20 protein-coding genes and 5 pseudogenes are annotated in these 25944 nt (G+C 73.0%); 18 read left to right on the forward strand and 7 right to left on the reverse strand.

Features of this window, described 5'->3' with window-relative positions:
* Positions 1 to 11 precede the first annotated feature (11 nt).
* Positions 12 to 1214, reverse strand: a complete 1203-nt coding sequence (locus tag IE242_RS08650) for a lycopene cyclase family protein (RefSeq protein WP_189857024.1) — start codon at positions 1212 to 1214, stop codon at positions 12 to 14.
* 528 nt (positions 1215 to 1742) lie between these two features.
* On the opposite strand from IE242_RS08650, the gene IE242_RS08655 reads away from it, so the two are divergent.
* The 10 genes from IE242_RS08655 (at position 1743) to IE242_RS08700 (ending at position 13469) form a co-directional block, all read left to right on the forward strand.
* Positions 1743 to 3101, forward strand: a complete 1359-nt coding sequence (locus tag IE242_RS08655) for a polyprenyl synthetase family protein (protein WP_189857026.1) — start codon at positions 1743 to 1745, stop codon at positions 3099 to 3101.
* Positions 3098 to 4648, forward strand: coding sequence for a phytoene desaturase (locus tag IE242_RS08660; RefSeq protein WP_189857028.1), 1551 nt, complete (start codon positions 3098 to 3100; stop codon positions 4646 to 4648). Before IE242_RS08655 ends, IE242_RS08660 begins: the two co-directional genes overlap by 4 nt.
* Positions 4645 to 5682 carry a phytoene/squalene synthase family protein gene (locus tag IE242_RS08665; protein ID WP_189857030.1) on the forward strand — a complete coding sequence of 346 codons (1038 nt, stop codon included), beginning with the start codon at positions 4645 to 4647 and terminating at the stop codon, positions 5680 to 5682. The genes IE242_RS08660 and IE242_RS08665 overlap by 4 nt, the downstream gene beginning before the upstream one ends.
* The gene (locus tag IE242_RS08670) at positions 5679 to 6683 is read left to right on the forward strand and encodes a DUF5914 domain-containing protein (protein WP_189857032.1); all 1005 of its coding nucleotides are present in this window, start codon (positions 5679 to 5681) and stop codon (positions 6681 to 6683) included. The genes IE242_RS08665 and IE242_RS08670 overlap by 4 nt, the downstream gene beginning before the upstream one ends.
* A gap of 229 nt (positions 6684 to 6912) precedes the next feature.
* Positions 6913 to 8595, forward strand: a complete 1683-nt coding sequence (locus tag IE242_RS08675; RefSeq protein WP_229858506.1) for a PP2C family protein-serine/threonine phosphatase — start codon at positions 6913 to 6915, stop codon at positions 8593 to 8595.
* Entirely contained in the window at positions 8592 to 9686 is a 1095-nt protein-coding gene (locus IE242_RS08680; protein WP_189857036.1) for a cobalamin B12-binding domain-containing protein, read from the forward strand. The genes IE242_RS08675 and IE242_RS08680 overlap by 4 nt, the downstream gene beginning before the upstream one ends.
* The gene (locus IE242_RS08685) at positions 9683 to 10066 is read left to right on the forward strand and encodes an STAS domain-containing protein (RefSeq protein WP_229858508.1); all 384 of its coding nucleotides are present in this window, start codon (positions 9683 to 9685) and stop codon (positions 10064 to 10066) included. Before IE242_RS08680 ends, IE242_RS08685 begins: the two co-directional genes overlap by 4 nt.
* Positions 10067 to 10228: 162 nt before the next feature.
* On the forward strand, positions 10229 to 11968 hold the full coding sequence (locus IE242_RS08690) for a PP2C family protein-serine/threonine phosphatase (protein ID WP_373299481.1): 1740 nt from the start codon (positions 10229 to 10231) through the stop codon (positions 11966 to 11968).
* Entirely contained in the window at positions 11965 to 13062 is a 1098-nt protein-coding gene (locus tag IE242_RS08695) for a cobalamin B12-binding domain-containing protein (protein ID WP_189857643.1), read from the forward strand. Before IE242_RS08690 ends, IE242_RS08695 begins: the two co-directional genes overlap by 4 nt.
* A complete protein-coding gene (locus IE242_RS08700) occupies positions 13059 to 13469 on the forward strand; it encodes an STAS domain-containing protein (protein ID WP_189857040.1) in 411 nt (136 codons plus the stop codon). Before IE242_RS08695 ends, IE242_RS08700 begins: the two co-directional genes overlap by 4 nt.
* A 30-nt stretch (positions 13470 to 13499) precedes the next feature.
* Here IE242_RS08700 and IE242_RS08705 read toward each other — a convergent pair whose 3' ends face one another.
* The 4 genes from IE242_RS08705 to IE242_RS08720 all read right to left on the reverse strand — a co-directional run bounded on the left by IE242_RS08705 (position 13500) and on the right by IE242_RS08720 (position 15957).
* The gene (locus IE242_RS08705; protein ID WP_268249434.1) at positions 13500 to 13847 is read right to left on the reverse strand and encodes a DUF3140 domain-containing protein; all 348 of its coding nucleotides are present in this window, start codon (positions 13845 to 13847) and stop codon (positions 13500 to 13502) included.
* Complete coding sequence (locus IE242_RS08710; RefSeq protein WP_189857042.1) at positions 13844 to 14071, reverse strand: hypervirulence associated TUDOR domain-containing protein; 228 nt, start codon at positions 14069 to 14071, stop codon at positions 13844 to 13846. Before IE242_RS08710 ends, IE242_RS08705 begins: the two co-directional genes overlap by 4 nt.
* Before the next feature lie 130 nt (positions 14072 to 14201).
* Positions 14202 to 15227: an amidohydrolase family protein gene (locus tag IE242_RS08715; protein ID WP_189857043.1), complete on the reverse strand. Its 1026-nt coding sequence runs from the start codon at positions 15225 to 15227 to the stop codon at positions 14202 to 14204.
* 175 nt (positions 15228 to 15402) lie between these two features.
* The gene (locus IE242_RS08720) at positions 15403 to 15957 is read right to left on the reverse strand and encodes an MSMEG_1061 family FMN-dependent PPOX-type flavoprotein (RefSeq protein WP_189857044.1); all 555 of its coding nucleotides are present in this window, start codon (positions 15955 to 15957) and stop codon (positions 15403 to 15405) included.
* 331 nt (positions 15958 to 16288) lie between these two features.
* Between IE242_RS08720 and IE242_RS08725 the strand changes: the two are divergent.
* The 3 genes and pseudogenes from IE242_RS08725 to IE242_RS08730 all read left to right on the forward strand — a co-directional run.
* Positions 16289 to 17013 (forward strand): annotated as a pseudogene (locus IE242_RS08725) (FecCD family ABC transporter permease); the annotation flags it as partial.
* Positions 17006 to 17260: pseudogene (locus IE242_RS39115) on the forward strand (ABC transporter ATP-binding protein); the annotation flags it as partial. The pseudogenes IE242_RS08725 and IE242_RS39115, both read left to right, overlap by 8 nt.
* 77 nt (positions 17261 to 17337) lie before the next feature.
* Positions 17338 to 18378 carry an iron-siderophore ABC transporter substrate-binding protein gene (locus IE242_RS08730; protein WP_189857570.1) on the forward strand — a complete coding sequence of 347 codons (1041 nt, stop codon included), beginning with the start codon at positions 17338 to 17340 and terminating at the stop codon, positions 18376 to 18378.
* A 57-nt stretch (positions 18379 to 18435) separates the two neighbouring features.
* Here the strand turns inward: IE242_RS08730 and IE242_RS08735 are convergent, their stop codons facing one another.
* Positions 18436 to 19644 (reverse strand): beta-1,3-glucanase family protein, encoded by a 1209-nt coding sequence (locus tag IE242_RS08735; protein ID WP_189857046.1) that lies wholly within the window; start codon positions 19642 to 19644, stop codon positions 18436 to 18438.
* A gap of 905 nt (positions 19645 to 20549) precedes the next feature.
* On the opposite strand from IE242_RS08735, the pseudogene IE242_RS39440 reads away from it, so the two are divergent.
* From IE242_RS39440 to IE242_RS08750, 4 genes and pseudogenes are all read left to right on the forward strand, one after another.
* Positions 20550 to 20645, forward strand: a pseudogene (locus IE242_RS39440) (IS21-like element helper ATPase IstB); the annotation flags it as partial.
* A 70-nt stretch (positions 20646 to 20715) separates the two neighbouring features.
* Positions 20716 to 21348, forward strand: coding sequence for an SMI1/KNR4 family protein (locus IE242_RS08740; RefSeq protein ID WP_189857049.1), 633 nt, complete (start codon positions 20716 to 20718; stop codon positions 21346 to 21348).
* Between the two features lie 401 nt (positions 21349 to 21749).
* Positions 21750 to 21845, forward strand: a pseudogene (locus tag IE242_RS08745) (transposase); the annotation flags it as partial.
* Between the two features lie 181 nt (positions 21846 to 22026).
* Positions 22027 to 22800, forward strand: coding sequence for a hypothetical protein (locus IE242_RS08750; RefSeq protein WP_189857051.1), 774 nt, complete (start codon positions 22027 to 22029; stop codon positions 22798 to 22800).
* A 185-nt stretch (positions 22801 to 22985) separates the two neighbouring features.
* Here the strand turns inward: IE242_RS08750 and IE242_RS08755 are convergent.
* Positions 22986 to 24343 (reverse strand): annotated as a pseudogene (locus tag IE242_RS08755) (phytase).
* A gap of 229 nt (positions 24344 to 24572) precedes the next feature.
* On the opposite strand from IE242_RS08755, the gene IE242_RS08760 reads away from it, so the two are divergent.
* The gene (locus IE242_RS08760) at positions 24573 to 25925 is read left to right on the forward strand and encodes an MFS transporter (RefSeq protein ID WP_229858511.1); all 1353 of its coding nucleotides are present in this window, start codon (positions 24573 to 24575) and stop codon (positions 25923 to 25925) included.
* The last annotated feature ends 19 nt before the right edge of the window (positions 25926 to 25944 follow it).

Raw genomic sequence — 25944 nt, forward strand, 5'->3', positions numbered from 1 at the left:
ATCAGGGCGGATCAGGCGAAGGGGCGGCGGGGCAAGAAGGGCAGTTCGGCGGCGGAGCGGAGCATCGGCCGGACGGGGGTGCGCAGGCCGATGGCGATGTCCTCGTGCAGCCGGGTGCGGCCGTCGAGGAACCGCAGCAGGCGCCCGGCGGGCACCCGTTCGAAGAGACCCGAGAAGAACGCCGCGCCGTCGATCCGGCCGCTGTCCAGGGCCCGCAGCAGTACGGCGTCCATGGCCCGCGAACGCACCGCGTGCCCGGACGGCGGCACCGGACGCCGTCCGGCGCGCAGGGCGGCGGCGACGGCGCGCGTCTGGCGCTGGACGGCGGCGAACGTGTATCCGGTCGAGGGGCGGGTGGCGCCCGAGGCGGCGCCGATCCGGAACACGGAGGGGCCGGTCTGCCGGGCGAACGGCGCGTCCGTCATCGGGATCACACCGTGCTCCGCCGAGGTGATCCGCAGCTCCCGCAGCCCCAGCACCTGTTCCGTGTAGTGGCGCAGGGCCGCGTCGTAGGCGTCGGGCGCGAGGACCTCGCGGGAGAACTCCGTGTACTCCACGAGGGCCTGCCGGGTGGAGGTCGGCAGGATGTAGCCGAACGACAGCCCGTGCTCCGGCTGGGGCGTGCGGAAGTCCATCAGCTCCACCGCGCGGGGGTCGAAGACCGGCCGGTCGGCCCGGACGAACCAGCCCCGGAAGTGCTGGAGCAGCGTGGTGCGGGCGGCGGGCAGGCTGCCCAGCGGGCGGGAGTCGAACACCCAGCGGGCCCGTACCGCGACCGGGCGCCCACCGGTGTCGTGCGCCAGCACCTCCGCGCCGCCGTCGACGTGCTGGACCGTCTCGACGACCGCCTCGACGCGCCGGACCGCGCGGGTGCGGGCGAGGTCGTGCGCGACGAGTGCCTCGAAGTCGTCCGAGCGGATCATCTTGTAGCGCAGCGGGGCGATGTCGCCCACGAGGGGGCGGCCCGCCGGGCAGTGGACGCGGAGGGTCCGCCAGGAGGCGGTGACGGCGGCGTCGTACGGGCCGGCCTCCGGCTCCCAGAAGCACCAGGTCCGCCGGGGCGGTCGCAGTGCGCCCGGCGGGGCCTCCAGCAGGACCACGGACAGCCGCCGGGGCCGGGTTCCGGCGACTGTGGCGGCGGGGCGGGCGAGCCGGTGCGCCAGGGACAGACCCGCCGCTCCGGCGCCCACGATGGCGACATCCGCCTGCAGCACGATGGGTCCCTCCTCGAGCGCGCGGGCACGGTGGGTGCCTCCTCGCCAGCATCCCGGCTGCCGTGCCCGCCGGGACGCGGACACGCTCGGCACGGTGCGTACGACCGGCCGCGCGGTCGCCGGACCGCACGCGTGGCTCCTCGCGGCGGCACGCCGTGCGCCCGGGCTCCCGGTGCCGGCGCGGTCCCGCGGGGACCCCCGGTGACGGAACCGGTCCGTCGGCGGCCTCACGGTTCCTTTCCGGTCTCCCGGTCGGGCCGTCGGCAAACCCGGGCGGGCGCATGTTGCGTCGTTTGCGGTCCCGCGGGGTCACGCGTACGTGCGGTACGGCGTCACACGCACCTTCCGGAAATGAACGTTTACTCCCCGTGCTGCGAGGCTACCCAGGGCCCGGGACTTCGTCCCCCATGGTCAACTCGTACCCATTCGCGCCGTTTCTTCGGGGGCACCGTGACACACGTACGCGACGAGGCCCGCCTTCCGTCGCCCGGAGGAGGCCGGCCGCCGGCCACGACGAAAGGAACCGGGATGCGTTCCACCGAGGTCACCGGAGAGCGCGCGCAGGTACGGTTCCCCTCGGACGGCGACGGCCTGCCGGTCATCGGCGGTCCGCCGGTCGCCGACGCGGACCTGCCGCTGCCCGCGGACCTCCGCGGGGACCCGCCGTTCCCCGTCGACGTCCACGACCTGCCCGCCGTCGACGCCGATGTGCCGGGCGCCGTGGGCCGCGTCCTGGCCCGGGTGCTCGCCGGGCGCGTCGGCCGGGCCCGGGCGACGGACGCGGTGTTCGCCCGGGACATCGCCGAGCGCGTCGCGCGGTTCACGCTCGACGGCGGCAAGCGCACCCGGTCCTGTTTCGTGTGGTGGGGACTGCGCGCCTGCGGGGGCGCGGACGCCGCGTCCGCCGAGGCGGCGCTGCGGATCGGCGCCGCCCTCGAACTCGTCCAGACGTGCGCTTTGGTGCAGGACGACGTGATGGACGGGGCCCGGCTGCGCCGCGGCCGGCCGGCCCTGCACACGGACATCGCCGCCCAGTACGCGCCGGTCGCCCCGGGGGCGGGCGGCGAGCGGTTCGGCGAGGCCGCCGCGATCCTCGCCGGGGACCTCGCACTCGCCTGGGCGGAGGACCTGGTCGCCGACACCGTCCTCGCCCTCGCCCCGGACGCCGCCCGCCGGGTGCACGGCGTCTGGAGCGCCATGCGCACCGAGATGGTGGCCGGGCAGTACCTGGACGTCCAGGGCGGGGCGACCTCGGCGCACCGCGGCGGGACACCCCCCGCCCACCGCACGGCCCGGGCGCTGCGGGCCGCCTGCTTGAAGAGCGCGCTGTACTCCGTGGAGCGGCCACTGGCGCTGGGCGCGGCCCTCGCCGGTGCCGACGGCGCCACGACCCGGGCCCTCACCACGGCCGGGCGGTACGCCGGGCTGGCCTTCCAGCTCCGCGACGACCTCCAGGACGTGTTCGCGGATCCGCGCCGTACGGGCAAACCGTCGGGCGGCGACATCCGCAGCGGCAAACCCACCTACCTCGTGGCCCTCGCCCGGGCCCGCGCCGAGGCGTCCGGCGACCGCCGTGCCCTGGCCGTGCTGCGGCGCTCGCTCGGCCGGGCCGACCTGTCCGGCGCCCAGCTGGCGCGCGTCCGGGAGGTGCTCGTCGGCACCGGCGCCCGGGACGTCGTCGAGGCCCGTATCGAGCGCCTGGCCGCGCAGGCCCTGCGGCACCTGTCCACGGCCGTGCTCGACCCCGTGGCGGAGCCGCACCTGCGGCGGCTGCTGTGTGCCGCGGCCGGTGTCCCCGCCGGGCGGGGCGGCACCCGCGCGGAGCCCGGACCCGGCCGGGCCGGGCCGGCGCCGCTCACCGTTCCGGCCCCGGGGGCGGGACGGTGACCCGTACCGTGCGCGGGCGCACCGACCACGTCGTGGTGGTCGGCGCCGGACTGTCCGGTCTGTCGGCCGCCCTGCATCTGCTCGGCGCGGGCCGCCGGGTCACCGTCGTCGAGCGCGACCCGCTGCCGGGCGGCCGGGCCGGCCTGCTGGAACGCGGCGGGTACCGCATCGACACCGGCCCCACCGTGCTGACCATGCCTCATCTCGCGGACGAGGCCTTCGCCGCGGTCGGCGACAGCCTGTACGACCGGGTCGAGCTGATCGAGCTGCACCCCGCCTACCGGGCGCACTTCGCCGACGGCAGCACCCTCGACGTGCACACGGACGGCGAGGCGATGGCCGCGGAGGTCGAACGCTTCGCCGGGCCGGGCGAGGCGGCCGGATACCGCCGGCTGCGCTCCTGGCTGGAGCGGCTGCACCGGGCCCAGATGCGCCGTTTCGTCGACAGCAACTTCGACTCCCCCCTGGACCTGCTCCATCCGGACCTCGCCCGGCTCGCCGCGCTCGGCGGCTTCGGCCGGTGGGAGGCACGCGTCGGCCGCCATCTGCGCGACGAGCGGCTGCGGCGCGTCTTCTCCTTCCAGGCGCTGTACGCGGGCGTGCCCCCGGCCCGCGCGCTGGCCGCGTACGCGGTCATCGCCTACATGGACACCGTGGCCGGTGTGTACTTCCCGCGCGGCGGCATGCACGCGCTGCCGCGGGCCATGGCGGACGCGGCGGCCGACGCGGGGGCCGAGCTGCGCCTCGGGCAGGAGGTGGTGCGGCTGGAGCGTTCCGGTGACCGGGTGACGGCGGTAGTGACGCACGACGACGAACGGATCGCCTGCGACGCCGTCGTGCTGACCCCCGATCTGCCGGTCGTCTACCGGCTGCTGGGCCGCGCGCCCCGCCGGGCACCGCGCCTGCGGTACTCCCCGTCGGCCGTGGTGCTGCACGCCGGCACCGACCGGACCTGGCCGCAGCTCGCCCACCACACGCTGTCGTTCGGCGCGGCCTGGCACCGCACGTTCGACGAACTGACCCGCACCGGCCGCCTGATGAGCGATCCGTCCCTGCTCATCACCCGCCCCACCGCGACGGATCCGGACCTCGCTCCCCCGGGCCGCCACCTCCACTACATCCTCGCGCCGTGCCCCAACACCGAGATCGGTCCGGGCGCCGCCGCCTGGGGCGACCTCGCGCCGCGCTACCGCGACGGGCTCCTCGCCGAGCTGGAGCGCCGTGGGCTGGCGGGCCTCGCCTCGGCCGTCGAGCAGCAGTGCCTGGTCACCCCGGCGGACTGGCGGGCCCTGGGGCACGCGGCCGGCACGCCGTTCTCGGCGGCCCACACCTTCGCCCAGACCGGCCCGTTCCGGCCGCGGAACCTGGTCCGCGGCACGCGGAACGCCGTCCTCGCCGGCTGCGGCACCACCCCCGGCGTCGGCGTACCGACGGTGCTGCTCTCCGGCAAGCTGGCCGCCGCCCGCATCACCGGCCCGCCCGGCGCCGCCCGCCGCCGTACCCGCACCCGCATCCCTCCCGCAGCGATGGAAGGAACCCCCTCATGACCGTGCGCGAACTGGACGCGGCGGGCATCACCGGTCCGTCGCTCCGCGCGGCCTACACACGGTGCCGCGAGCTCAACGCCCGGCACGGCAGGACCTACTTCCTGGCCACCCGGCTGCTGCCCGTGGAGCGCCGCCCGTCCGTGCACGCCCTGTACGGGTTCGCCCGCTGGGCCGACGACATCGTCGACTCCCTCACCAGCGCGACCACCCGCCAGCGCGCCGCCGCGCTGGCCCGGCTCCAGGGCGACCTGGCCGACGGGCTGCGCACCGGGCGGAGCACCGAGCCGGTGGTCGTCGCGCTCGCCGACACCGCCCGGCGCCACGGCATCGACCACCGGCACTTCGCCGACTTCATGGCGTCCATGCACCGCGACCTGGAGGTCACCGACTACCCGACGTACGCCGAACTGCTCTCCTACATGCACGGTTCGGCCGCCGCGATCGGGCTGCAGATGCTGCCGGTGCTGGGCACGGTGGTCCCGCGCGAGGAGGCGGCCCCGCACGCGGCGGCCCTCGGCGTGGCCTTCCAGCTCACCAACTTCCTGCGGGACGTCGGCGAGGACCTGGACCGTGGCCGTGTCTATCTGCCCGCCGACCTGCTGGCCGCGCACGGCGTGGACCGCGCGCTGCTGACGTGGAGCAGGGCCACCGGCCGCCGCGACCGGCGGATCACCCACGCCCTGCGGGCGGCCGAGGACCTCACCCGCGGCGTCTACCGCGAGGCCGCGCCCGGTCTCGCGATGCTGGACCCGGTGGCCCGGCCGTGCATCCGGACCGCGTTCGTGCTGTACGCGGGCATCCTCGACGCCGTCGCCGAGGACGGGTACGCCGCGGTGCACCGCCGCGCCGTCGTACCGCGCCGGCGCCGTGCGACGGTCGCCGCCGACGGCCTGTGCCGCCTCGCCGCCGCCCGTCTGGCCGCCCGTCTGGCCGCCCGCACCGCCGGCCGGCACCCCGCACCGGTCGTCCCGGCGTGGCCTCCCGTCCCGCCGGCCGCCCCGCCGTCCCGGCCCGCCCGCGCGGAGGCCGTGTGAACCCCGGACGTTCCCCCCGCCGTACCCGCTTCCCCCTCACCCTGCGCCGCGGGCCCGTGCCCTGGGAGCGGCAGCGGCCGACGTGGCGCGAGGCCCGGCCCGCGCTGATCGCGGACGCGCTGAAGCAGGCGCAGGCACGGCCGTCGGGCAACTGGTACGTCGTCGGCGCCCGTCGTGACGTACGCGGCGACCGGCCCCTGGGCCGGACCGTGGCCGGCCGGGAGGTGGTGCTCTGGCGGGACGGCGGCGGGCGGCTCGTCGCCGGACCGGGTGCCTGCCCGCACCTCGGCGCACCGCTGCGCGACAGCCCCGTACGCTGCGGCACGCTCGTGTGCCACTGGCACGGACTGGCCCTGAACGGCGAGCCGTTCGCCGGGTGGGAGCCGCTGCCCGCGTACGACGACGGGGTCCTCGTCTGGGTCCGGCTCGACGAGGCCGGGGGCGAGGACCCGTCACCGGCTCCCGTGATCCCCCGGCGGCCCGATCCGTCCCGCGCGCTGACGGCGGTCTACACCGGTGTCGGGGTGTGCGATCCCGAGGACGTCGTCGCCAACCGGCTCGACCCCTGGCACGGTGCCTGGTTCCACCCCTACTCCTTCGTCGACCTCACCGTCGTCGGCTCGCCCGCGGACGAGGAGGAGGGCTTCACCGTCGATGTCTCGTTCAAGGTCGCCGGGCGGCTGGTCGTGCCGGTGCGGGCGGTGTTCACCGCTCCGGGACCGCGCACGGTCGTCATGCGCATCACCGAGGGGGAGGGAGCGGGCTCGGTCGTCGAGACGCACGCCACGCCGCTCGGCCGGGACGCCCGGGGCCGGCCCCGGACCGCGGTGATCGAGGCCGTCGTGGCCGCCTCCGACCGGCCCGGTTTCCGCGCCGCCCGGGGCCTGGCGCCGCTGCTGCGCCCCTTCGTGCGCGCCGCCGCGGGCCGCCTGTGGCGCGACGACCTGGCCTATGCCGAACGCCGCCGGCACCTGCGCTCGACGGGACGTTTCCCCGGCTGAGACGGCGGCCCGATCGGCGAAGGATCGTCTCCGCGACGAACACGGCGGCGAACCGGTCAAGAACCGCTTCTCACTGCGACGCAAGACGGGCAGAAAACGCCCGACACACGTGACATTCGTTCGACTCCGAAGCTCACGTGCATCAGGTCACGCCCCTGCGAGACGGTTGCCGCGAGACAACGCTCGACGTGCAGAGAGGCGGTGGGGTGCGGTACGCGCGCCTCCTCTTGTGATCTCACCCCAGGGTCGTCCCGGCGGCTCCAGCGGTGCCGGCGTCAGCGTCGGCTCGACGTGGAGCGACGCCCCCTGCCCCGTCCTGGTCGTGGACCGGGACGGCGGCATCGTCGAGGTGAACGACGCCGCCCGGGCGCTGCTGCCCCGGGCGGCGGATGCCGGCCGGCTCCCCGAGGGCCTGCCGGACTGGCTGGCGGACGCACACCGGCGCATGGCCGGCGGCCGCGACGCCGCACACGCGGATCCGCTGTCCGGCGCCATCGGTGACCGTCTGTTCGACGCCCACCCCACACCGAGCTCGGACGGGGACGTGGTGTGGTGGCTGATCGACGACACCGACCGCCGCCTGGCCGAGGAGACGCTGCGCAGCGAGCAGGAACGCGCGGCGATCCTCTCCGAGGTGTCCAGCACGCTGCTGTCGTCGCTGAGCCTGTCGCACTGCATGGAGTCGACGGCGCGCCTGGCGGCGCACCACCTCGCCGACGCCGCCGTCCTCATCGCCCCCGCCCAGGGCCTCAGCCATCCGGTCACCTCCGCGCTGGCCGACGGCCCCGTCACCCTGACCACGCGCGCGGTCGACCCGGCGACGGTGCCCGGACTGGCCGAGGCGCTCCAGGGCTTCCCGCCCGTGCCGACCCGGTGGATCGACCCCGGCGCCGTCCCCTCCTGGGCGATCCCCGAGGGGTTCAAGGGCCCGGTCGGCTCCGTCATCGTCACCCCGCTGCCCGGCCACGGCATCCCCGACGGCGCGCTGATCCTGCTGCGCTCCGACGCCGGGCCGGCCTTCACCGAGAGCGAGGACGGCTTCGCCCGGCTGCTCGCCGCCCGCGCCGGTGCCGCCCTGTCCGCGGCCCGCCTGTACGACGATCAGGCCCGTATCACCGCGGTCCTGATGCGGGAACTGCTGCCCCCGGCGCTCGGCGGCGTCCACGGCGTGGAGTACGCCGGACGCTACCGGCCCTTCCAGGACAGCGAGCGGATCGGCGGCGACTTCTACGACGTGCACCCCGGCGCCGACCCCTCCCAGGAGTCGCTCGTCGTCCTCGGGGACGTGGCGGGCAAGGGCCTGGACGCCGCCGTGCTGACCGGCAGGATCCGCAACACGCTGCACGCCCTGCTGCCCCTCGCCCACGACCACGCCTATGTCCTCAACCTGCTGAACGCCGCGCTGCTGAGGTCCCCCGAAGCGCGGTTCGCCACACTGGTCCTCGCCTCGGCGCGGCGGCGTGGGAACCGGGTGCGGCTGCGGCTGACCAGCGCGGGCCACCCCCCGCCGCTCGTCCTCCGTGCCGACGGCCGGGTGGAGGAGACCCGGACGCGCGGAGACCTGGTCGGCGTGATGCCGACCGTGTCGGTACGGACCGAGGAGACGGTCCTCGCCCCCGGGGAGACCTGTCTGCTCTACACCGACGGCATCACCGAGGCCCGCGGCGGGCCGCTCGGCGGTGAGCTGTACGGCCTGGAGCGGCTCGAACGGGACCTGGCGGGGTGTGCCGGCATGCCGGCGGAGGCGGTGGTGGAGCGCGTGCACATGCTGGCCGCGCAATGGCTGGGCCAGGGCCGCCACGACGACATGGCGGTGGTCGCCATCAGCGCGCCGCGAACCGGTCCGCTGGCAGTGATCAGCGGATACGCCGACCCGCACAACGCGAGAAAGCGCCAAGGGAGAAACTCATGACCGACTTCGGCAATGCCACAGCCGATCTCCGGAAGCGGCTGTGGGAAGCCGTCCTCGACGGAGACGCGTACCACGCCACCGACGTTCTGCACCAGGGCCTCGACGCCGGTCTGGAGCGGGAGACGCTCCTGCTGGGCGTCATCGGCAAGGTCCAGGAGAAGGTCGGCCGCGAGTGGGCGGCCAACCGGATCACGGTCGCCCAGGAGCACGCGGCCACCGCCGTCAACGAGCGGGCCCTCACCACGCTGGTCCCGCCCGCTCCGGCGCCCCCGTCGGCCGGCCCGAACCGGAGCAGGGGGAGGGGCCGGGTGGCCGTGGCCTGCGTGGAGGGCGAATGGCACGCCTTCCCGGCCCGCCTGGTCGCGGAGGTCCTCCAGCTGCGCGGCTGGCAGGTGGACTACCTCGGCCCCCAGATCCCGGGCCCGCATCTGATCGCCCACCTGCACCACACCCAGGCTGACGTGGCGCTGCTCTCGACCTCGCTGCCGACCAGGCTGCCCGCCGCCCACGCCATGATCGCCGCCTGCCAGGCCGTGGGCGTGCCCGTCATGGTGGGCGGCAGGGGCTTCGGCGTCGACGGCCGTCACGCCGGCGCCGTCGGCGCCGACCGGTGGGCGCCCGACGCGCGGGCCGCCGCGGCCGCCCTGGAGGCCGGGATCGCGGCCCCGGGCCCGAGGGCCGCCCGTCAGGTGGTGGACGATCTCCCGCATCTGGCGGACCAGGAGTACACCATGGTCGTGAAGTCCCGTTCCCAGCTGATCGAACGGACACTGGCGGGTCTGGAGGAACACGTCCCCGCCGTACGGCACTACACCGACACCCAGCGTGAGCGCACGGCCGAGGACTACGCCCACATCGTCGACTTCCTCGCCACCGCTCTCTACGTCGACGACGCCGGTCTGTTCACCGACTTCCTCGCCTGGACCGCCGACGTCCTCGATGCGCGGTCGGTCTCCGCGCGGTGCCTGGTCCCCGGGCTGCATCTCCTCGGGCGGCAGCTGCAGGACTTCCCACGCGCCACGATCCTGCTCCGCCACGGGGCCGCCGCCGTGGCCGCCCGCCCCGACTCCGACCCGGAGGACAGCCCGTGATCACACCGCCGTTCGAGTTCAGCCTCATCGTCACCGCCGCGGCGGACGTGCTGACCGTCGAGGTCGCCGGCGAACTCGACCATCAGACGAGCGACGCGCTCGTCCGTACCGTCGTCGGGCACCTCTCCCCGGGCGGAGCGGCCTTCCGCCGCGTGCGGCTGGACTTCGGGCGGCTGACCTGGATCGACTCCATGGGCCTGTCGGCACTGCTGGCGGTCCACCGCCACGCCGGCGCCGTCGGCGTCACCCTTCACCTGGACAGCCGGCCGGGATTTCTCGAGCGCCTGCTCACCCTCACCGGCACCCTGGACCACTTGACCACCACCGTCACCACCACCGCGGCAGCGGGCGACCCGGTGCCCGAGGCCGAGGCGGGCTGACCCGCCGTCCGGCGGCAGACCCCGGCATCCGGGACGTCCGGCAGGCCGGGACCGGCTCGGAGGTGGGTTGCATCCGTCGGCGAGCTGCGAGACGGTTGCCGTCGGACAACTTTCCAGGCGCAGAGAGGTGGTGGGGTACGCGCCACGCGTGTATCCCTGCTCGTGGTTTCTCCTCAGGGTTCCCCCGCAGGCCCACGCGGCGCCGGCACCGGCTCGCCGTGGAGCGACGCTCCCTGCCCGGTGCTGGTCGTGGACCGGGCCGGCGGCATCGTGGAGGCCAACGACGCCGCCCGGACGGTACTGCCCGACGTGACGGGCGGCGACGGGCCGTACGAGAACCTGCCGGACTGGCTGACGGAAGCACACCGGCACATGACCGGCGGCCTCGGGGCCACCTGGGCGGAGCCGCCGTCGGGTGCCATCGGCGGGCGTCACTTCGAGGCCCATCCCAGGCCGGGCGCGGACGGGGACGTGGCCTGGTGGCTGATCGACGCCACCGACCGCCACCTGGCCGAGGAGACGCTGCGCAGGGAGCAGGAACGCGCGGCGATCCTCTCCGAGGTGTCCAGCACGCTGCTGTCGTCGCTGAACGTGCCGCGCTGCATGGAGGTGACCGCCCGTCTGGCGACCCGTCATCTCGCGGACGCCGCCGTTCTCGTCGCCCCCGCCCAGGGCCGCCGCCACCCGGTCACCTACGCGCAGGCCCACGGCCCCGCCGTCCGGGTCACGCGGGCGGTCGACCCGGCGACGGTGCCCGGACTGGCCGAGGCGCTGCAGGGCTTCCCGCCCGTGCCGACCCGGTGGATCGATCCCGGGGCGATCCCCGCGTGGGCGATCCCCGAGGGGTTCGAGGGCCCGGTCGGCTCCGTCACCGTCACCCCGCTGCCCGGGCACGGTGTCCCCGCCGGCGCCCTGATCCTGCTGCGCTCCAGCACCGTCAGGGCGTTCACCGAGAGCGAGAACGTCTTCGCCCGGCTGTTCGCCGCCCGCGCCGGTGCCGCCCTGTCCGCGGCCCGCCTGTACACCGAACAGGCCGCCGTCACCGCGACGCTGATGCAGGAGCTGCTGCCCCCGGCGCTCGGCGGCGTCCACGGCGTCGACTACGCGGGCGGCTACCGGCCCGCCCAGGACAGCGAGCGGATCGGCGGCGACTTCTACGACGTCCACCCCGGCGCCGACCCCTCCCAGGAGTCGCTCGTCGTCCTCGGGGACGTGGCGGGCAAGGGCCTGGACGCCGCCGTACTGACCGGCAAGATACGCAACACGCTGCACGCCCTGCTGCCCCTCGCCCACGACCACCAGCACGTGCTGAACCTGCTCAACGCCGCGCTGCTGACGTCCCGTCACACCCGGTTCGCCACCCTGGTGCTGGTTTCCGCGCGCCACCGTGCGGGCCGGGTGCGGCTGCGGCTGACCAGCGCGGGCCATCTCCCGCCCCTCATCGTCCGCGCCGACGGCCGGGTGGAGGAGAGCGGCACCCGCGGCAACCTGGTGGGCGCGATGCCGGCCGTGTCGGTACGGACCGAGGAGACCGTGCTCGCCCCCGGAGAAACCTGCCTGCTGTACACGGACGGCATCACCGAGGCCCGCGGCGGGCCGCTCGGCGGTGAACTGTACGGGGTCGAACGCCTGAAACGGGCCCTGGCGGAATGCGCCGGGATGCCGGCGGAGGCGGTCGTGGAGCGCGTGCAGATGCTGGCCGCGCAGTGGCTGGGCCAGGGCCGCCACGACGACATGGCGGTGATCGCCATCAGCGCGCCGCGGCCCCGCCCCTTGACGGTGACCGGCGGAGACATGCATCGCGGGCACTCCGGGAACCCTGGACGGTCCGGGCGCCCCGGCGAGCCAGGGGTCCCCGGCGACCCCGGTACCCCACACGAACGGCACGGGAGGAGCGCGTGACCGCTTCCGGCAACGCCACGGCCGGTCTCCGTGACCGGCTGTGGGAGGCCGTCCTCGACGGCGACGCGTACACCGCCGCCGACGTCCTGCACGCGGGGCTCGACGACGGCCACGACAGGGAAACGCTTCTGCTGGACGTGATCGGCGAGGTCCAGGCGAAGGTCGGCGTCGAGTGGGCGGCCGACCGGATCACGGTCGCCCAGGAGCACGCGGCCACCGCCGTCAACGAGCGCGTCATCGCCACGCTGACCCCGCGCGGGCCCGCCGGGCCGGGTGCGGGCCGGACCGGCCGGGGCCGGGTGACCGTGGCCTGCGTGGACGGCGAGTGGCACGCCCTTCCGGCCCGCCTGGTCGCGGAGGTCCTCCAGCTGCGCGGCTGGCAGGTGGACTATCTCGGCGCCCAGACGCCCGTACCGCATCTGATCGCCCATCTGCACCGCACCGACCCGTACGCGGTCCTGCTCTCCTCCTCGGTCCCGACCAGGCTGCCGGCCGCCCACGCGGCCATCACCGCCTGCCAGGCCGTCGGTGTGCCCGTCATGGTCGGCGGCAGGGCCTTCGGACCGGACGGCCGCTACGCCCGCGCCTTCGGCGCCGACCGGTGGGCGGCCGACGCACGGGCCGCCGCGGCCGCCCTGGAGACCGGGTTCACGGCCCCGGACGCGACGGCCGCCCGTCAGGCGGTGGACGACCTGCCGCACCTGACCGACCAGGAGTACACGATGGTCGTGCAGTCCCGTCCCCAGCTGGTCAAGCAGACGCTGGTGGACATGGAGGAGCGTTTCCCCGCACTGCGCCGGTACACCGAGGCGCAGCGCGAACGCACCGCCGAGGACCTCGCCCACATCGTCGACTTCCTCGCCACCGCCCTCTACGTCGACGACGCCGGCCTGTTCACCGACTTCCTCACCTGGACCGCCGGCATCCTCGAGGCGCGGCGGGTGCCCGCGCGGTCCCTGCTCGTCGGGCTGGACCTGCTCGGCGGGCAGCTCCACGACTTCCCGCGCGCCACCGCCCTGCTCCACGCCGGGACCGCCGCCGTCACCGCCCGCCCCGTCCGTTCCGCCCCCGACCCAGAGATCACCACCGAATGACCACGCTGCCCCCCGAGTTCGGACTCGACGTCATCACCGCACCGGACGTGCTGACCATCGAGGTCGTCGGCGATCTCGACTACGAGACCAGCGACGAACTCCTCGCCACCGTCGCCGACCACCTCACCCCGGACCCGGCCTTCCAGCGCCTCCGCCTGGACTTCCGGGGGCTGACGTGGATCGATTCCATGGGCCTGTCGACGCTGCTGATGGTGCACCGCCGCACCAGCGCCACCGGTATCGCGCTCACGCTGGACAACCGGCCCGGTTTCCTCCAGCGCATGCTCGATCTCACCGGCACCCTGGACCACTTCACCGCCACCGCCGAAGGGGAGGGCGAGGCCGCCGACTCGGGCACGGGCACGGGCACGGGCACGGGCACAGGCACGGGCACAGGCACGGGCTGACCGGTCAGAGGCCGGTCCGGCTCCGAGGTGTCACTTGGCCGGGTCGTGGCCCCAGTTCATCAGGCTGTAGCGCCACGGTGTGTCCGTGATGTCGCCCTTGGGCCGCTGCGCCATGTGCCGGTGGACATACCCGACGACCTTGCGCATATGGGCCACGTCGTCGTCGCTGAGGTCGCCCTTCTTGGTGCGTTTGAGCTCGACGATGCGCCGCCCGGAGGCATGCCCCACGCTCTCTCCGCCGTCGCTCTGGCCCACGCTCTTCGACTCGTCCGTCTCCAGCCACTTCTCCAGCTCGCCGGGCGACATGTTGACGGCGTCACCGAACTCCTTGATCGTCCCGGCCCGGTCGTCGGCCCCCTCCTGTTCGTTCTTCGTCACGACGACTTCCCCTTCTTGTGCAGAGCTCCGGGTTTGTGCACGGCGGTCTTCCCCGAGTTGTCGCTGCGGACCTCGTACTGCGGCTCCTCGGACGACGCGTCGACCGTCCGCCCCGCCGCCTCCGTACGCTCGGTGATCTTCTTCTCGATCTTGCCGCCGACATCCTGCCCATGACTCTTCCAGGAGACCTTGTCTCCCTTGCGGAGCTTCTTGTCCGACGCCATCGTGGCCCCTTTCTCTCCTGGGTCCTCCGTTCCAGCGTCGGGGCAGGGCGTGAATGCCGCATCCCGGGCAGGCGCGCCACGGGGCACCGGCGGGTCCGGCGGCACCGGCCGCGGCCGGCTGTCCCGCCGGTCAGCGACCCTGACGCCGCAGCAGCGCGTCCAAGCGGGGGTAGACGGCCCGGGCGTTGTGCTCCTGGATCGCCGCCAGGTCCTCGGCGGGGAGGGCGGCGGCCTCGGTGTAGCGGCGGGTGTCGTCGAAGTGGTGGCCGGTGCAGGGGTCGACGTCGCGGACCGCGCCGATCATCTCCGAGGCGAAGAGGATGTTCTTCGTCGGTACGACGTCGAGGAGCAGGTCGATGCCGGGCTGGTGGTAGACGCAGGTGTCGAAGAAGACGTTGCCCAGGACGTGCTCCTCCAGCGGGGGCTTGCCGAGCGCCATCGCCAGGCCGCGGAAGCGCCCCCAGTGGTAGGGGACCGCGCCGCCGCCGTGCGGGATGACCAGGCGCAGGGTCGGGAAGTCGGTGAACAGGTCGCCCTGCACGAGCTGCATGAACGCCGTGGTGTCGGCGTTGAGGTAGTGCGCGCCGGTGGTGTGGAAGGCCGGGTTGACGCTGGTGCTGACGTGCACCATCGCCGGGATGTCGTACTCCACCATCTTCTCGTAGACGGGGTACCACGAGCGGTCCGTGAGCGGCGGCGCGGTCCAGTGGCCGCCCGAGGGGTCCGGGTTCAGGTTCAGCGCGACGGCGCCGTACTCCTCGACGCAGCGGGTGAGTTCCGGGAGGCAGGTGGCGGGGTCGACGCCCGGTGACTGCGGCAGCATGGCGGCCGGGACGAACCGCTCCGGGTAGAGACTGCTGACGCGGAAGCACAGCTCGTTGCAGATGGCGGCCCATTCGGCGGAGGTCCGGAAGTCCCCGACGTGGTGGGCCATGAACGACGCGCGCGGGGAGAAGACCGTGAGGTCGATGCCGCGTTCGTCCATCATCCGCAACTGGTTCGTCTCGACGGTCTCGCGCAGTTCGGCGTCGCTGATGCGCAGATCCGCGCGCGCGGGGGCGGCCGACGGGTCGGTGAGCCCGGCGATCTGCCGGTCGCGCCAGGCGGCCAGGGCCGGCGGAGCGGTGGTGTAGTGACCGTGGCAATCGATGATCATCGCTGTTCCCGGGTTCCGTGCTGTCCCTGCGGTGCGGGGGCTGGAGGTTCTCGAGGATCAACTTAACCGCTGACGAAATTGTTGACAATATCTGGGCGGCCGGGAGACAACCACGGGGGCCTGCCGCCCATGCGACAGACGACCCCCGTGGCGCGTACCGCGTACACCGGTGCCGTCAGTCCCGCCGCCAGGACTCCGGGTCCCATACCCCCGAGCGCCGCAGGGAGGCCGGACAGTGAAGGTAGATCTCGTCGATGTCGAGGAGCAGCGCGAGCAGCGGACGGCGCCCCGCCGCCGCCATGTCGTCGAAGAAAGGCGCGTCGGTCAGGATGCGGGCGCGGCCGTTCACACGCAGTACTTCTTTGCTGCCGGGAATGAGATAGAGAAGCCCGGCGTGCGGGTTGTCGAGGATGTTCTGGAAGCTGTCGCCGCGCCGGTTGCCCGGGCGGTCGGGCAGGGCGATCCTGCTGGACGAGAGGACGTGGGTGAAGCCGGGCGCGTCCCCGCGCGGGGAGACGTCACAGTTGCCGTACCGGTCCGACGTCGCCAGCAGACAAAAGGAGGAACGGTTCAGGATCCGCAGATCGTCGTCGGTGAGCTCGGGGTGGACCTTGTCGATGACGAGGGGGTACGGCTGCCCGAGGAGTTCCCGCAGTTCGTCGGCCGAGCCGAGTTCGACGCAGCCCTCCGGGAGGGCTCCCCCGCTGCGGTTCGCAGTCGCATCGATCATGTGAGGCAAGCCGACTCCCTGTGCTCGTATTGCTGGACGCTGCCTGTCGCGGCGTCCCTCCGGTCGCGGCGCGACGGCGCCCGGCCGTCCACCACTGGTTGCGCTTTTAACGATATCTGGTGTTAGGTTCGCCTAACCTAATGAGCAGCCGGAAGCAGTCGCTCCGGAACGCCGTGCTGCGCGTCCACGGGGTGACGAGGAACAAGCCCATGCGCCTTGGCCCCCCGCCCTCCCCGCTCGGCACACCGAGCGGTGCCGGTGTCTCATGACCGCGACGACGGCCGCACCGGGCGTACGGGGCAGCCGGACCTCCTGGACGACGAGCTGACCCCTCGCCGGCCTGCTGGCCGGGGTCGCGCTCGGCCTGGCGGGCACCGTGATGCAGGGCGTCACGCGCAACCCGCTCGCCGACCCGACCTGCTCGGCGTCAACTCGGGCGTGGCCGTCGCCGTCGTCTTCGCGATGAGCGTGCTGTCCCTGACCGAGCCCGGGCAGTACATCTGGTTCGGCTTCCTCGGCGCCTGCCTGGCGGCCGGACTCGTCTACGGGGTGGCCAGCTTCGGACGCGAGGGCGCCACGCCGGTCAAGCTCGCCCTCGCCGGAGCCGCCGCCACCGGGCTGCTCGTCTCCCTCACCGACACCATGCTGCTGACCGACAGCCAGACGTACGACCAGTTCCGGTTCTGGCAGGTCGGCGCCCTCGACGGCCGCGACATGGACGTCCTCGTCCAGGCGCTGCCCTTCATCGTCGTCGGCGGTCTCCTGGCCCTGTGCCTGGGCCCCCGGCTCAACGGCCTCGCCCTCGGCGACGACATCGCCCGCGGGCTGGGGCAACGGGTCGCCGTCGCCCGGCTCCTGGGCGCCGTGAGTGTCGTCCTGCTGTGCGGCGCGGCGACCGCGATCGCCGGGCCCATCGGCTTCGTCGGCCTCGCGGTGCCGCACGCGGTCCGGATGATCACGGGCCCCGACCACCGCTGGCTGCTGCCCTACAGCGCCCTGCTCGCCCCCGTCCTCCTGCTGGTCGCGGACGTCATCGGCCGGGTCGTACCTCAACCGGAACCGGGGCGTCACCCTCGCCGTCGTCCTGCACGACCTCAACCTGGCCTGCCGCTACGCCGACCACCTGATCGCCATGAAGGCGGGCCGCGTCGTCGCCGAGGGCGCGCCCTCCGACGTCGTCACCGAGTCGCTGGTGGGCGAGGTGTTCGGACTGCGTTCCACGGTGATTCGGGACCCGGCGTCCGGCACCCCGATGGTCGTCCCGCTCGGCCGGCACCACGTCGGCGCCCCGCTCCCCCACTGACACACACCACTCCCCTCCCCACCGCAACGCGCACCGCTCCCCCGGTGACACGTACAGAAAGCACAGGAAGACCGAGCATGTCTGCGCACTTCCCCTCCCTCGGCCGTCGCGGTCTGCGGCGCCTCGCGACCGGCACCCTCGCCGTCGCCCTCCTCGGCGCGCTCTCCGCCTGCGGCTCCTCCGACGACTCGGCCGACTCCGCCGGCGACGCGACGGCCAAGGCGTCCGGGGTGTCCGGGGCGTCCGGGGCCTTCCCGGCGAAGGTCGACACCAAGTTCGGCACCGTCACCGTCGAGTCCCGGCCCAAGCGGGTCGTCGCGCTCGGCTGGGGCGACGCCGAGACCGCCCTGGCCCTCGGTGTGCAGCCGGTCGGCCAGAGCGACTGGCTCGCCTTCGGCGGCGACGGCGTGGGCCCGTGGGCGAAGGACCTCTACGACAAGAGCCCCGAGAAGATCGGCACCCTGGAGCCCGAGTACGAGAAGATCGCGGCGCTCAAGCCCGACCTCATCCTCGACGTCAAGTCCAGCGGCGACCAGACACGGTACGACACACTGAGCAAGATCGCGCCGACCGTCGGCGTCCCTGAGGGCGGCGACCAGTACAAGACCGGCTGGAAGAAGCAGACCACCATGGTCGCCCAGGCGCTCGGTCTCGCCGACGAGGGCGAGGAGCTCATCGCCGAGACCGAGAAGAAGTTCACGGCCGCGACCAAGGAGCACCCGGAGTTCAAGGGCAAGACCATCACGGTCGGCTCGCGCAGCTCCGCCGGCTGGGGCGCGTACGTCCACGGCACGGACCGGGTGGACTTCGTCGAGCAGCTCGGGTTCGAGAACAACCCCGTGGTCGAGGCGGAGGCCGGTGAGGGCTTCTCCGTGACGGTCTCGGAGGAGAACCTCAACATGCTCGACGCGGACCTGGTGGTGATGGCGCCGATCGGCATCGAGGCCTCGAAGATCAGCGACGACAAGCTGTACCGGGCGGTGCCGGCGGTGAAGGACGGGCGCTCCGTCGTCTTCGACGCCGCGAACATCAGCCAGGCGTTCGCCACCAACACCGTGCTGTCCATCGGCTACGCGCTCGACGAGGTCGTGCCGCTGTTCGCCGAGGCGCTCAAGTAGGCGCCGGAACGAGGGGCCCGGTCGGCACGCCGACCGGGCCCCTCACCGTGCGTACGTTCAGAACGCCGTGAGCGTCAGCCGGATCCCGGTCGGCGCCGTGTCCTGGATGTACGAGGCGAAGTCGGCCACGTCGTCGAAGGCGAAGCCGTACGCCTTGCCGTCCTCGGTGGCCGCGTGGATCGCCGCCGAGTAGTGGTTGGTGAGCGCCGTCCGATAGAAGGACGAGGCGTCGGTCGTGGGCTGGGCCGGGTGGCTGAGCAGGGTCGAGCGGTTGAAACCGGCGCCGAGGACGGCGGCCACGGGGCCGGTGGTGCCGTCGTTGGGCGCGGCGAGGTTGCCGTCGCAGAACAGGACGTCACGGGTGGACGGCTTGGCGAACGAGACCTGGGCGGGCCCGCCGAAGGTGAACCGGTCGCCGCGCACCCGGCCGGTGAAGGTGCCCGCGTTGGTGGTGACGGTGAGGTCCTTGCCGGTGTAGGTGCTCCACACCTCGTCGATGTACGGGGCGAAGTAGTCCTTGGCGAACAGTCCGGCATCCAGGCCGTGACCGGGCGCGATGATGCGCGTGTCGTCGACGACGAGGTCCGCGAAACCCTCGGCCTGCCGTACGGCGGCGAAGGCGGCCGCGCGTCCCCCGGCCCGCAGGGTGCCCGTCGTCTGGTCCTTGGCACCGGTCAGCCGGATGGCGAGTGGCACACTGAACATGTCGACCATGGTGGTGTTGCAGAACATGCCGGCGGAGTTGTACGTGAACTCGGCGCAGTCGTGCAGCACGCCGTAGCTGGGGTCGGACTTCACCCAGCCCGCCGGGTACTGCAGGGCCGCGTTGCCGTTGCCGTCCGTGACGGCCTTGAACTTGAGCTTCTGGCCCAGCGACACATAGATCCGGCCCGACATGTAAGGCAGCGTCAGCTTGGTCTCGCCGCTGCCCGCCAGGCTGATCGCGTAGTCGGTGAAGCCGTCCGCGCCGTTGTCGGACAGGGATATCGGCGCGAGCGTGCCCTCGGGCGTCAGCCGCACCTGCCGGCCGTCCTGGTTGCCCACGACGTAGACGTGGACGGAGGCATTGTCGAACGAACCGCTGTTGTTGGCGATCGTCAGGGGAAGGGCACCGGCCGCTGCCTTCGTGCTCGCGTTCTCGTCCCCGGTCGGGTCCGCGAGGGCGTGGGGGGCCACCGCGGCGACGGCGGGCACGGCCACGGCCGCGCCGCCGAGGGCGAAGAGCAGCTTGCGGCGGCCGAGGGTGCGCTGGTGACGAGCTGTCATGGGGGGTGTCTCCTTGGTGCTCGATGTGCGTCTGTGGGGGGTACGGTCCGCGCACAACGGATCTGAGAGCGCTCTCAGATCACGCCTCGGCGGTGCCGACCGAGCGCGATGCTACGCACGGCGGCGGGCCGGGCCAACCGGCCGCCCGACCCCCCAACCCCCTCTCATCTGCGGTTACTTGGACAAGACGCATCCCCGGACAGGGATGCTTAACACCCTCTTGAGACTCGCTTAAGGCACGACCGCCCGGAACCTCAGTCGTCCACGGCGTCCAGCACACGCCCCAGCTCGACGAACTTGAAGCCGACCGCCTCCCGGATCCGAGGCCCCATCTGGCTGCGGCGATGCCCTGACCCGCAGTCCCTGACTCCGGGGCGGCGCGGATCGGCCCGGACCTCTCCGGATCTTCCCTCCTCACCCGCCGACGGCGTTCCCGTGGGAACACGCCTCGGGCACACCATGCCCGAGCATGCGCTGGGCCCGGCAGCCGACTGCCGGGCCCACCTGCGGTTTCGTCCGCGCATGGACACGGAGGAGACCGGGCCCACAGCCGATACTCCCGCGCTGACGGCGGACGTCTGTCCCCCGCCGCGAACGTTGACCGAGACGAGCGGCTCCCGCAGGTGGCCGTACAGCCACAGCCTGCAGACGCCGCCCCGCAACGGGGATGGGTGTAGCTCCTTCGAAGGGACGGGCCGATCTGGGGGTTCGGCACGTCGGTCGCGCACAGTGCGAATGATGTCCAGGCGAACGCCGCAGGTCGTTGCGTCGGTCATGGCCATGATCGGCGGCAAGGCCGACGCACGTGGACGCGGCGCGGCCCACGATGGCCGGAAGGCTCTCCCGCACCCCCGGGATCCGCAGGCCCGTGCCGGTCAGCCCGTCCCTCCACAGAAGCTACACCTATCGTCGACCGCCTCACCTTCGGCAACATCATCAAGACCGGCACCGACTCTCACCGACTCGCCACCGCGCGAACCCGAGCCGAACAGCAGGCTGCTGGCTGGCCTTGCTCTATCGGGCGGCAGGGCCTTGCTCTGCTTCGTCACACGCGTGGGGCAGGATGGCGCCATGGCACAGCAGACCTTGCCCCCGTCGGAATCCTGGCGCCGGATCGACTCCTGGCTGGCGGCCCACGCGGCGTCCGATTTCGCGCTGCTCAATCCACCTGCGACACGGGACGACATCCAGCAGGCAGAGTGGCTTCTCGGCATCCCGCTGCCCGGTGATCTCGCTGAGTCTCTGCAATGCCACAACGGAGTGAGCGCCTGGGCGACCTTCCTGCCGGAGCAGTCACCACTCACGGTGAGCGGCATCGTGGACCATTGGCAGACCTGCATGGATATCGCGGCGGAGAACGACGGACTGACTCGTCGCCCCTGGGACGACGAACCCTGGTGGCACCCGCTCTGGGTTCCCTGGGCTGAGAGTGCCGCTGGCGGGGCACAGGTGCTCGACCAACGTCCCGGCCCGGACGCGGGCCGCCTCGGCTGGGCAGGCCACAGCGGTGGCGGCGACTTCACCGATTCCTGGCCGGATCTGGCGAGCCTTCTCCACGCAGTCGCGCAGGCGCTTACCGAAGGCGGTGACGTGCGCGGGCTGCATCCGTACCTCACCGCCCAGGGCGGGATCTGGTGGGACAAAGAAGGTTGCGAGGAGCTCAACGGTCACCCGCTGAGAGCAGCACCCGTCGGGCTGCCATAACCACCAGCCATCGCAGCCCCGCCGCCGAGCCGACGCAAACCACCCGACTGTTCCTACTTCTCGCGAACCGTCCAAGGACTCTGCCCCGTGTTCGTTCTCGAAGGATGCAGCTCCTGTGGAGGGACGGGCTGACCAGCACGGGCCTGCGGATCCCGGGGGTGCGAGTGAGCCTTCCGACCACCGTGGGGTATGCGCCGCGTCCACGTGCGTCGGCCTTGCCGCCGATCATGGCCATGACCGACGCAACGACCTGCGGCGTTCGCCTGGACATCATTCGCACTGTGCGCGACCGACGCGCCGAACGCCCAGATCGGCCCGTTCCTCCAAAGGAGCTAGTGGGTGTCTGAGAAGGCCTTCCAGGGCAGGTGGCTTGGTAGTTCCTGCACTTCGGGGAGGCGGGGATGGCCGGTCGGCGTGCATATCCGACGGATCTCACCGATGCCGAGTGGGCGGTGCTCGAACCACTGGTTCCGCCGCCGAAGCCAGGTGGCCGCCCGCCCAGCCAGCGGGCGAAGCACAACGAACCGGAGGCATCGCGGAACGGGACGAAAGGTACTGGAACGAAACGGCCCTCCCCCGTCGCCTTACAGGCCAGGAACCATCCGATGCCCCCCTCCACGTGCCGCGTCTTGATCGCATACAGTCAACGAGGTTCGACAGGGGAGAGGGAACCCGCACGTGAAGCACCACATCACCCACCGCGCGGCCACCGCGTTGCTGTGCGCCGCCACCACCGTGATCATCACCGGCTGCAGCCCGGACGGTACCGAGGCCGACACGGAGAGCACCGCATCGACGGCCAGGACGACGCACCCCTTCGACAGCATGACGCCCGAACAGATCGGCAATCAGGCCTCGGACGCCGTCAAGAACGTCACCAGCATGCGCGTTACCGGCAAGGCCAGCAGCGACGGCCGCCAGGTAGAGGTCGACCTGACCATGGACGTCCGCGGCTCCTGCAACGGCACGATAGGCACCTCCCAGGGCACCGTGCAGATCATCAAGAGCGATTCCCTCGTCTACGCCAAGGCCAAGGAGGACTTCTGGCGGGCCACCTTCAACCGCGGGATGGCAGCCGAGCAGGCCGAGGAGATGGTCGCCCTCTTCACGGGCCGCTGGATCAAGCCCCCCAAAATGATGTCGGAAACCCTTGGACGCATATGCGACGGCTTCGACACCCTCATCGAAACGATGAGCCCGGCATATGACGGGAACGCCACCCGCGAAGCCGACGCCACCGTGGGCGGCCGGCCGGCCGCCGTGCTCACCGAAAGGACCACGACCGAGACCACGACCGTCTACATCGCCAAGGAGGGCAAGCCCTACCTCCTGAGAACCAAGGTCGCAGGCGGCAACGAGCCTGGTGACCTCACCTTCACCGACCACGACAAGCCCGTCGACACCACCCCGCCGCCGGCCGACCAGATCCTCGACCCCACCACGCTCCGCTGATCCTGCGCGGACCGCGCCGACGCGGGGGTGTTCCGACACAGGACGAGCGGACCGTACGGCAGTACGCGTCCTCCCTGGTCCGCCGCACTCCCAACTCCCTCTCGCCTGCGTCTGTCAGAGAAGACAGGCAGCTACGACAGTGATGCCTGATCCGCTCTCGGGGGCACGTCGGCGCAGCGCGAACCTCAGTCGTCCACAGCGTCCAGCACGTCCCCCAGGTCCACGAACTTGAAGCCGGTCGCTTCGCGGTCCGTGTCGGCCGGAGTGTCGTGGCCGTCCTGGACGACCAGCAGACCGTTCGGGTACTTCGCGCCGAGCGGGGCGTCGATCGCGGCCGCCCCGTCGCACTCCTCCGAGCCGTCCAGGGCGCCGGAGGCCGCGGCCACGCGGAAGCCGCCCTCGTACTCGCCCTCCTCCTCCAGGTCGTAGGCGGCGAACGTGTCGTCGCCCTGGCTGGACGCCAGGAGCAGCCGGTCCCCGTCGTCCTCGGTCACGAGCGTCAGCCCCTCGACGTCCGCGGTCAGCCGGTCGCCGCCGAAGCCGGGGTCGGCGCCGGCGGCGCACTCCTCGGTCTCCTCGTCGTAGGTGGCCGGGACGCCGTACTCGCGGACCTGGTCCATGAGGGCCGGCTTGCCGGTCAGGTCGGCGCGCAGGCGCCAGATGCCGACGTCCTCCTGCCCGGCGTAGAGCGTGCCGGTGCGGGGATCGACGACCATGCCCTCGACCTGGGGCAGTTCGTCCTCCTCGCCGCACGGGGACCAGGAGGTGCCGTCGGGCAGACGGAAGGACGACGGCAGGTCGAGGGTGCGGACGAGGCGGTAGCCGACCGTGCCCCGCGCCGTCGCCGTGAGCTCCAGCAGGGCGAGGCTCGTGCGCTCGCGGCGGCTCACCAGGGCGTAGGAGCGGCCGGTGGCCGGGTCGGTCCAGGTGGCCAGGCCATAGGCGGTGCGCTGGTCGTTGATCTCCGCCTGGGTGGTGTTGAAGACGGGCCGGGCGGCCGGGTCGGTGACGTCCGTGAGCGGGGCGCCGGACCCGTTGCCGTCGATGCGGTAGAAGCGCAGGCGGTCGTTGCCGCGGTCGGTGGTGACGGCGAGGTCCGCGCGGCCGTTGCCGAGGCGGAAGCCGTGGACCAGGTCGACGTTGTTGAAGCGGCCGGGCGCGTCGTCCGCCGTCGCGGGCGCCGGGGCGGCGATCGTCTGCACGGTGCGCGCGTCGAGGTCGTAGACGCGCAGGCCGCCCTCCTTGGCGGTGGCGACGACCAGGGAGCGGGCGCCTGGGGGTTGCGCCAGATCGCGGGGTCGTCCGCGTTGGCGGAGCCGCCGGCCTCGTCGTCGTACAGCGTCGCCGTCTCGGCCGTCGGGCGGACGGACGGCAGGGACGATTCGTCACCGGCGGAGGCGGCGTACGCCTGGACGGGCAGCGCGGTGCCGGCGGCGGCCACGGCCGTCGCGAGCGCGAGCGACACCCTTCCGCCGATCCGGATACGGGCCTTCTTGCCGGTACGGGACGTGACCACGACACCACTCCTCTTTGTCCAGAGCATGACCATACGGGGCGATTGACGATCTTGGAGGGGGTGTGTGGCCGCTCGTCGGCGGCCACATGACGGATGGGCAACGAACCGTTGACAGGGCGGGGGCGCATGCGGAGACTCCTTCGCACGCCCATGTGAATGATTTTTCACCAGGCGAACACCTGCCGTGGGAGCAGGCCGAGCCGCCGATCCCGCCACCTCGCTCTTCACGACGTCGTGAGAGAAAGTGAGACCGACTTTGACCGCCCCCGTCCCCGCCCCCGCCTCCCCGCCGAAGCGCTCGTTCAGAGCCGTCGCGCCCGTCATCGCCCTGTGCTGGCTGGCCGTCTTCTTCGACGGCATGGACGTCAACATCTACGGCGCGGTGATGCCGCACCTGCTCGACGACCCCGACCTCGGCTTCTCCGCCGGCACGGCGGGCACCGTCGGCAGCTGGACCACCTTCGGCATGCTCATCGGCGCGCTCGGCGCCGGCACGCTGACCGACTGGCTGGGCCGCAAGCCCCTGGTCACGGGCAGCATCCTGCTGTTCTCGGTGGGCTCCGCGCTGTGCGCGGTGGCGCCCGACGCCTTCCTGTTCGGAGCCGGGCGCTTCCTGTCCGGCCTGGGGCTCGGCGGGCTGATGCCGATCGGGCTGGCGATCGTCGCCGAGTTCGCGCCGCCGCGCCGGGCGGCGCTGGCCACCGGCCTGATGATGACCTCGTACCACGCCGGCGGCATGGCCGCGACGGGCCTCGGCCTCGCCGTCGCCCCCGACCACGGCTGGCGCTGGGTCTTCTGGGCGGGCGTGCTGCCGGCCGTCGTCGCCGTCCCGCTGGTGCTGAAGTGGCTGCCGGAGTCCCCCGGCGTGCTGTTCGCCAAGGGCCGCACCGAGGAGGCGTACGCGGTCGCCGACCGGTTCGGGTTCGACCGCCCCGTCCCCGCCGAGGCCCCCGAGGCGGGCGCCAAGGGCCGCATGGCCGCGATCGGCGCCCTGTTCGCACCGGGCACCCGGCTGGCCACGCCGCTGCTGTGGGTCGCGTCCTTCGCCGGTCTGCTGCTGGTCTACGGCGTCTCCACCTGGCTGCCCGAGCTGATGCGCGCCTCCGGCTACTCCCTCTCCTCGTCCGTCACCTTCCTGATGGTGATCAACGCGGGCGGCATCCTCGGCATGCTGGTCGCGGGTCGCACGGCCGACAGGTTCGGCGCGGTGAAGGTCTCCGCCATCTGGTTCGTACTGACCGCCGTCGGCGCCTGGCTGCTCCGTGCCGAGCTGCCGCTCGGGGTGGCCTACGTGGTCGTCTTCATCACCGGCGTCTGGCTGTTCAGCGCCCAGGTGATGGTCTACGCGGCCACGGCCAAGGTGTACGCGCCCGGTGAGCGCGCCACGGGCCTCGGCTGGGTGACCGGCGTGGGCCGCACCGGCGCGGTCGTCGGCCCCTGGCTGGGCGGCGCGGTGATCGCGGGCGGCAACGCGGGGCTCGGCTTCACCACGTTCGCCGTGACGGCCGTGCTCGGCGCGGTCGCCATCACCCTCGTACCTCTGGCGCGGCGATCCCGGCAGCGGCCGGTGACGGACCGGCAGGCGGCACCGGCCGGGGCCACGGGCTGATCCCGGCACACCACCGGCG

The sequence above is a fragment of the Streptomyces poonensis genome (assembly GCF_014650915.1).
Classification (GTDB): domain Bacteria; phylum Actinomycetota; class Actinomycetes; order Streptomycetales; family Streptomycetaceae; genus Streptomyces; species Streptomyces poonensis.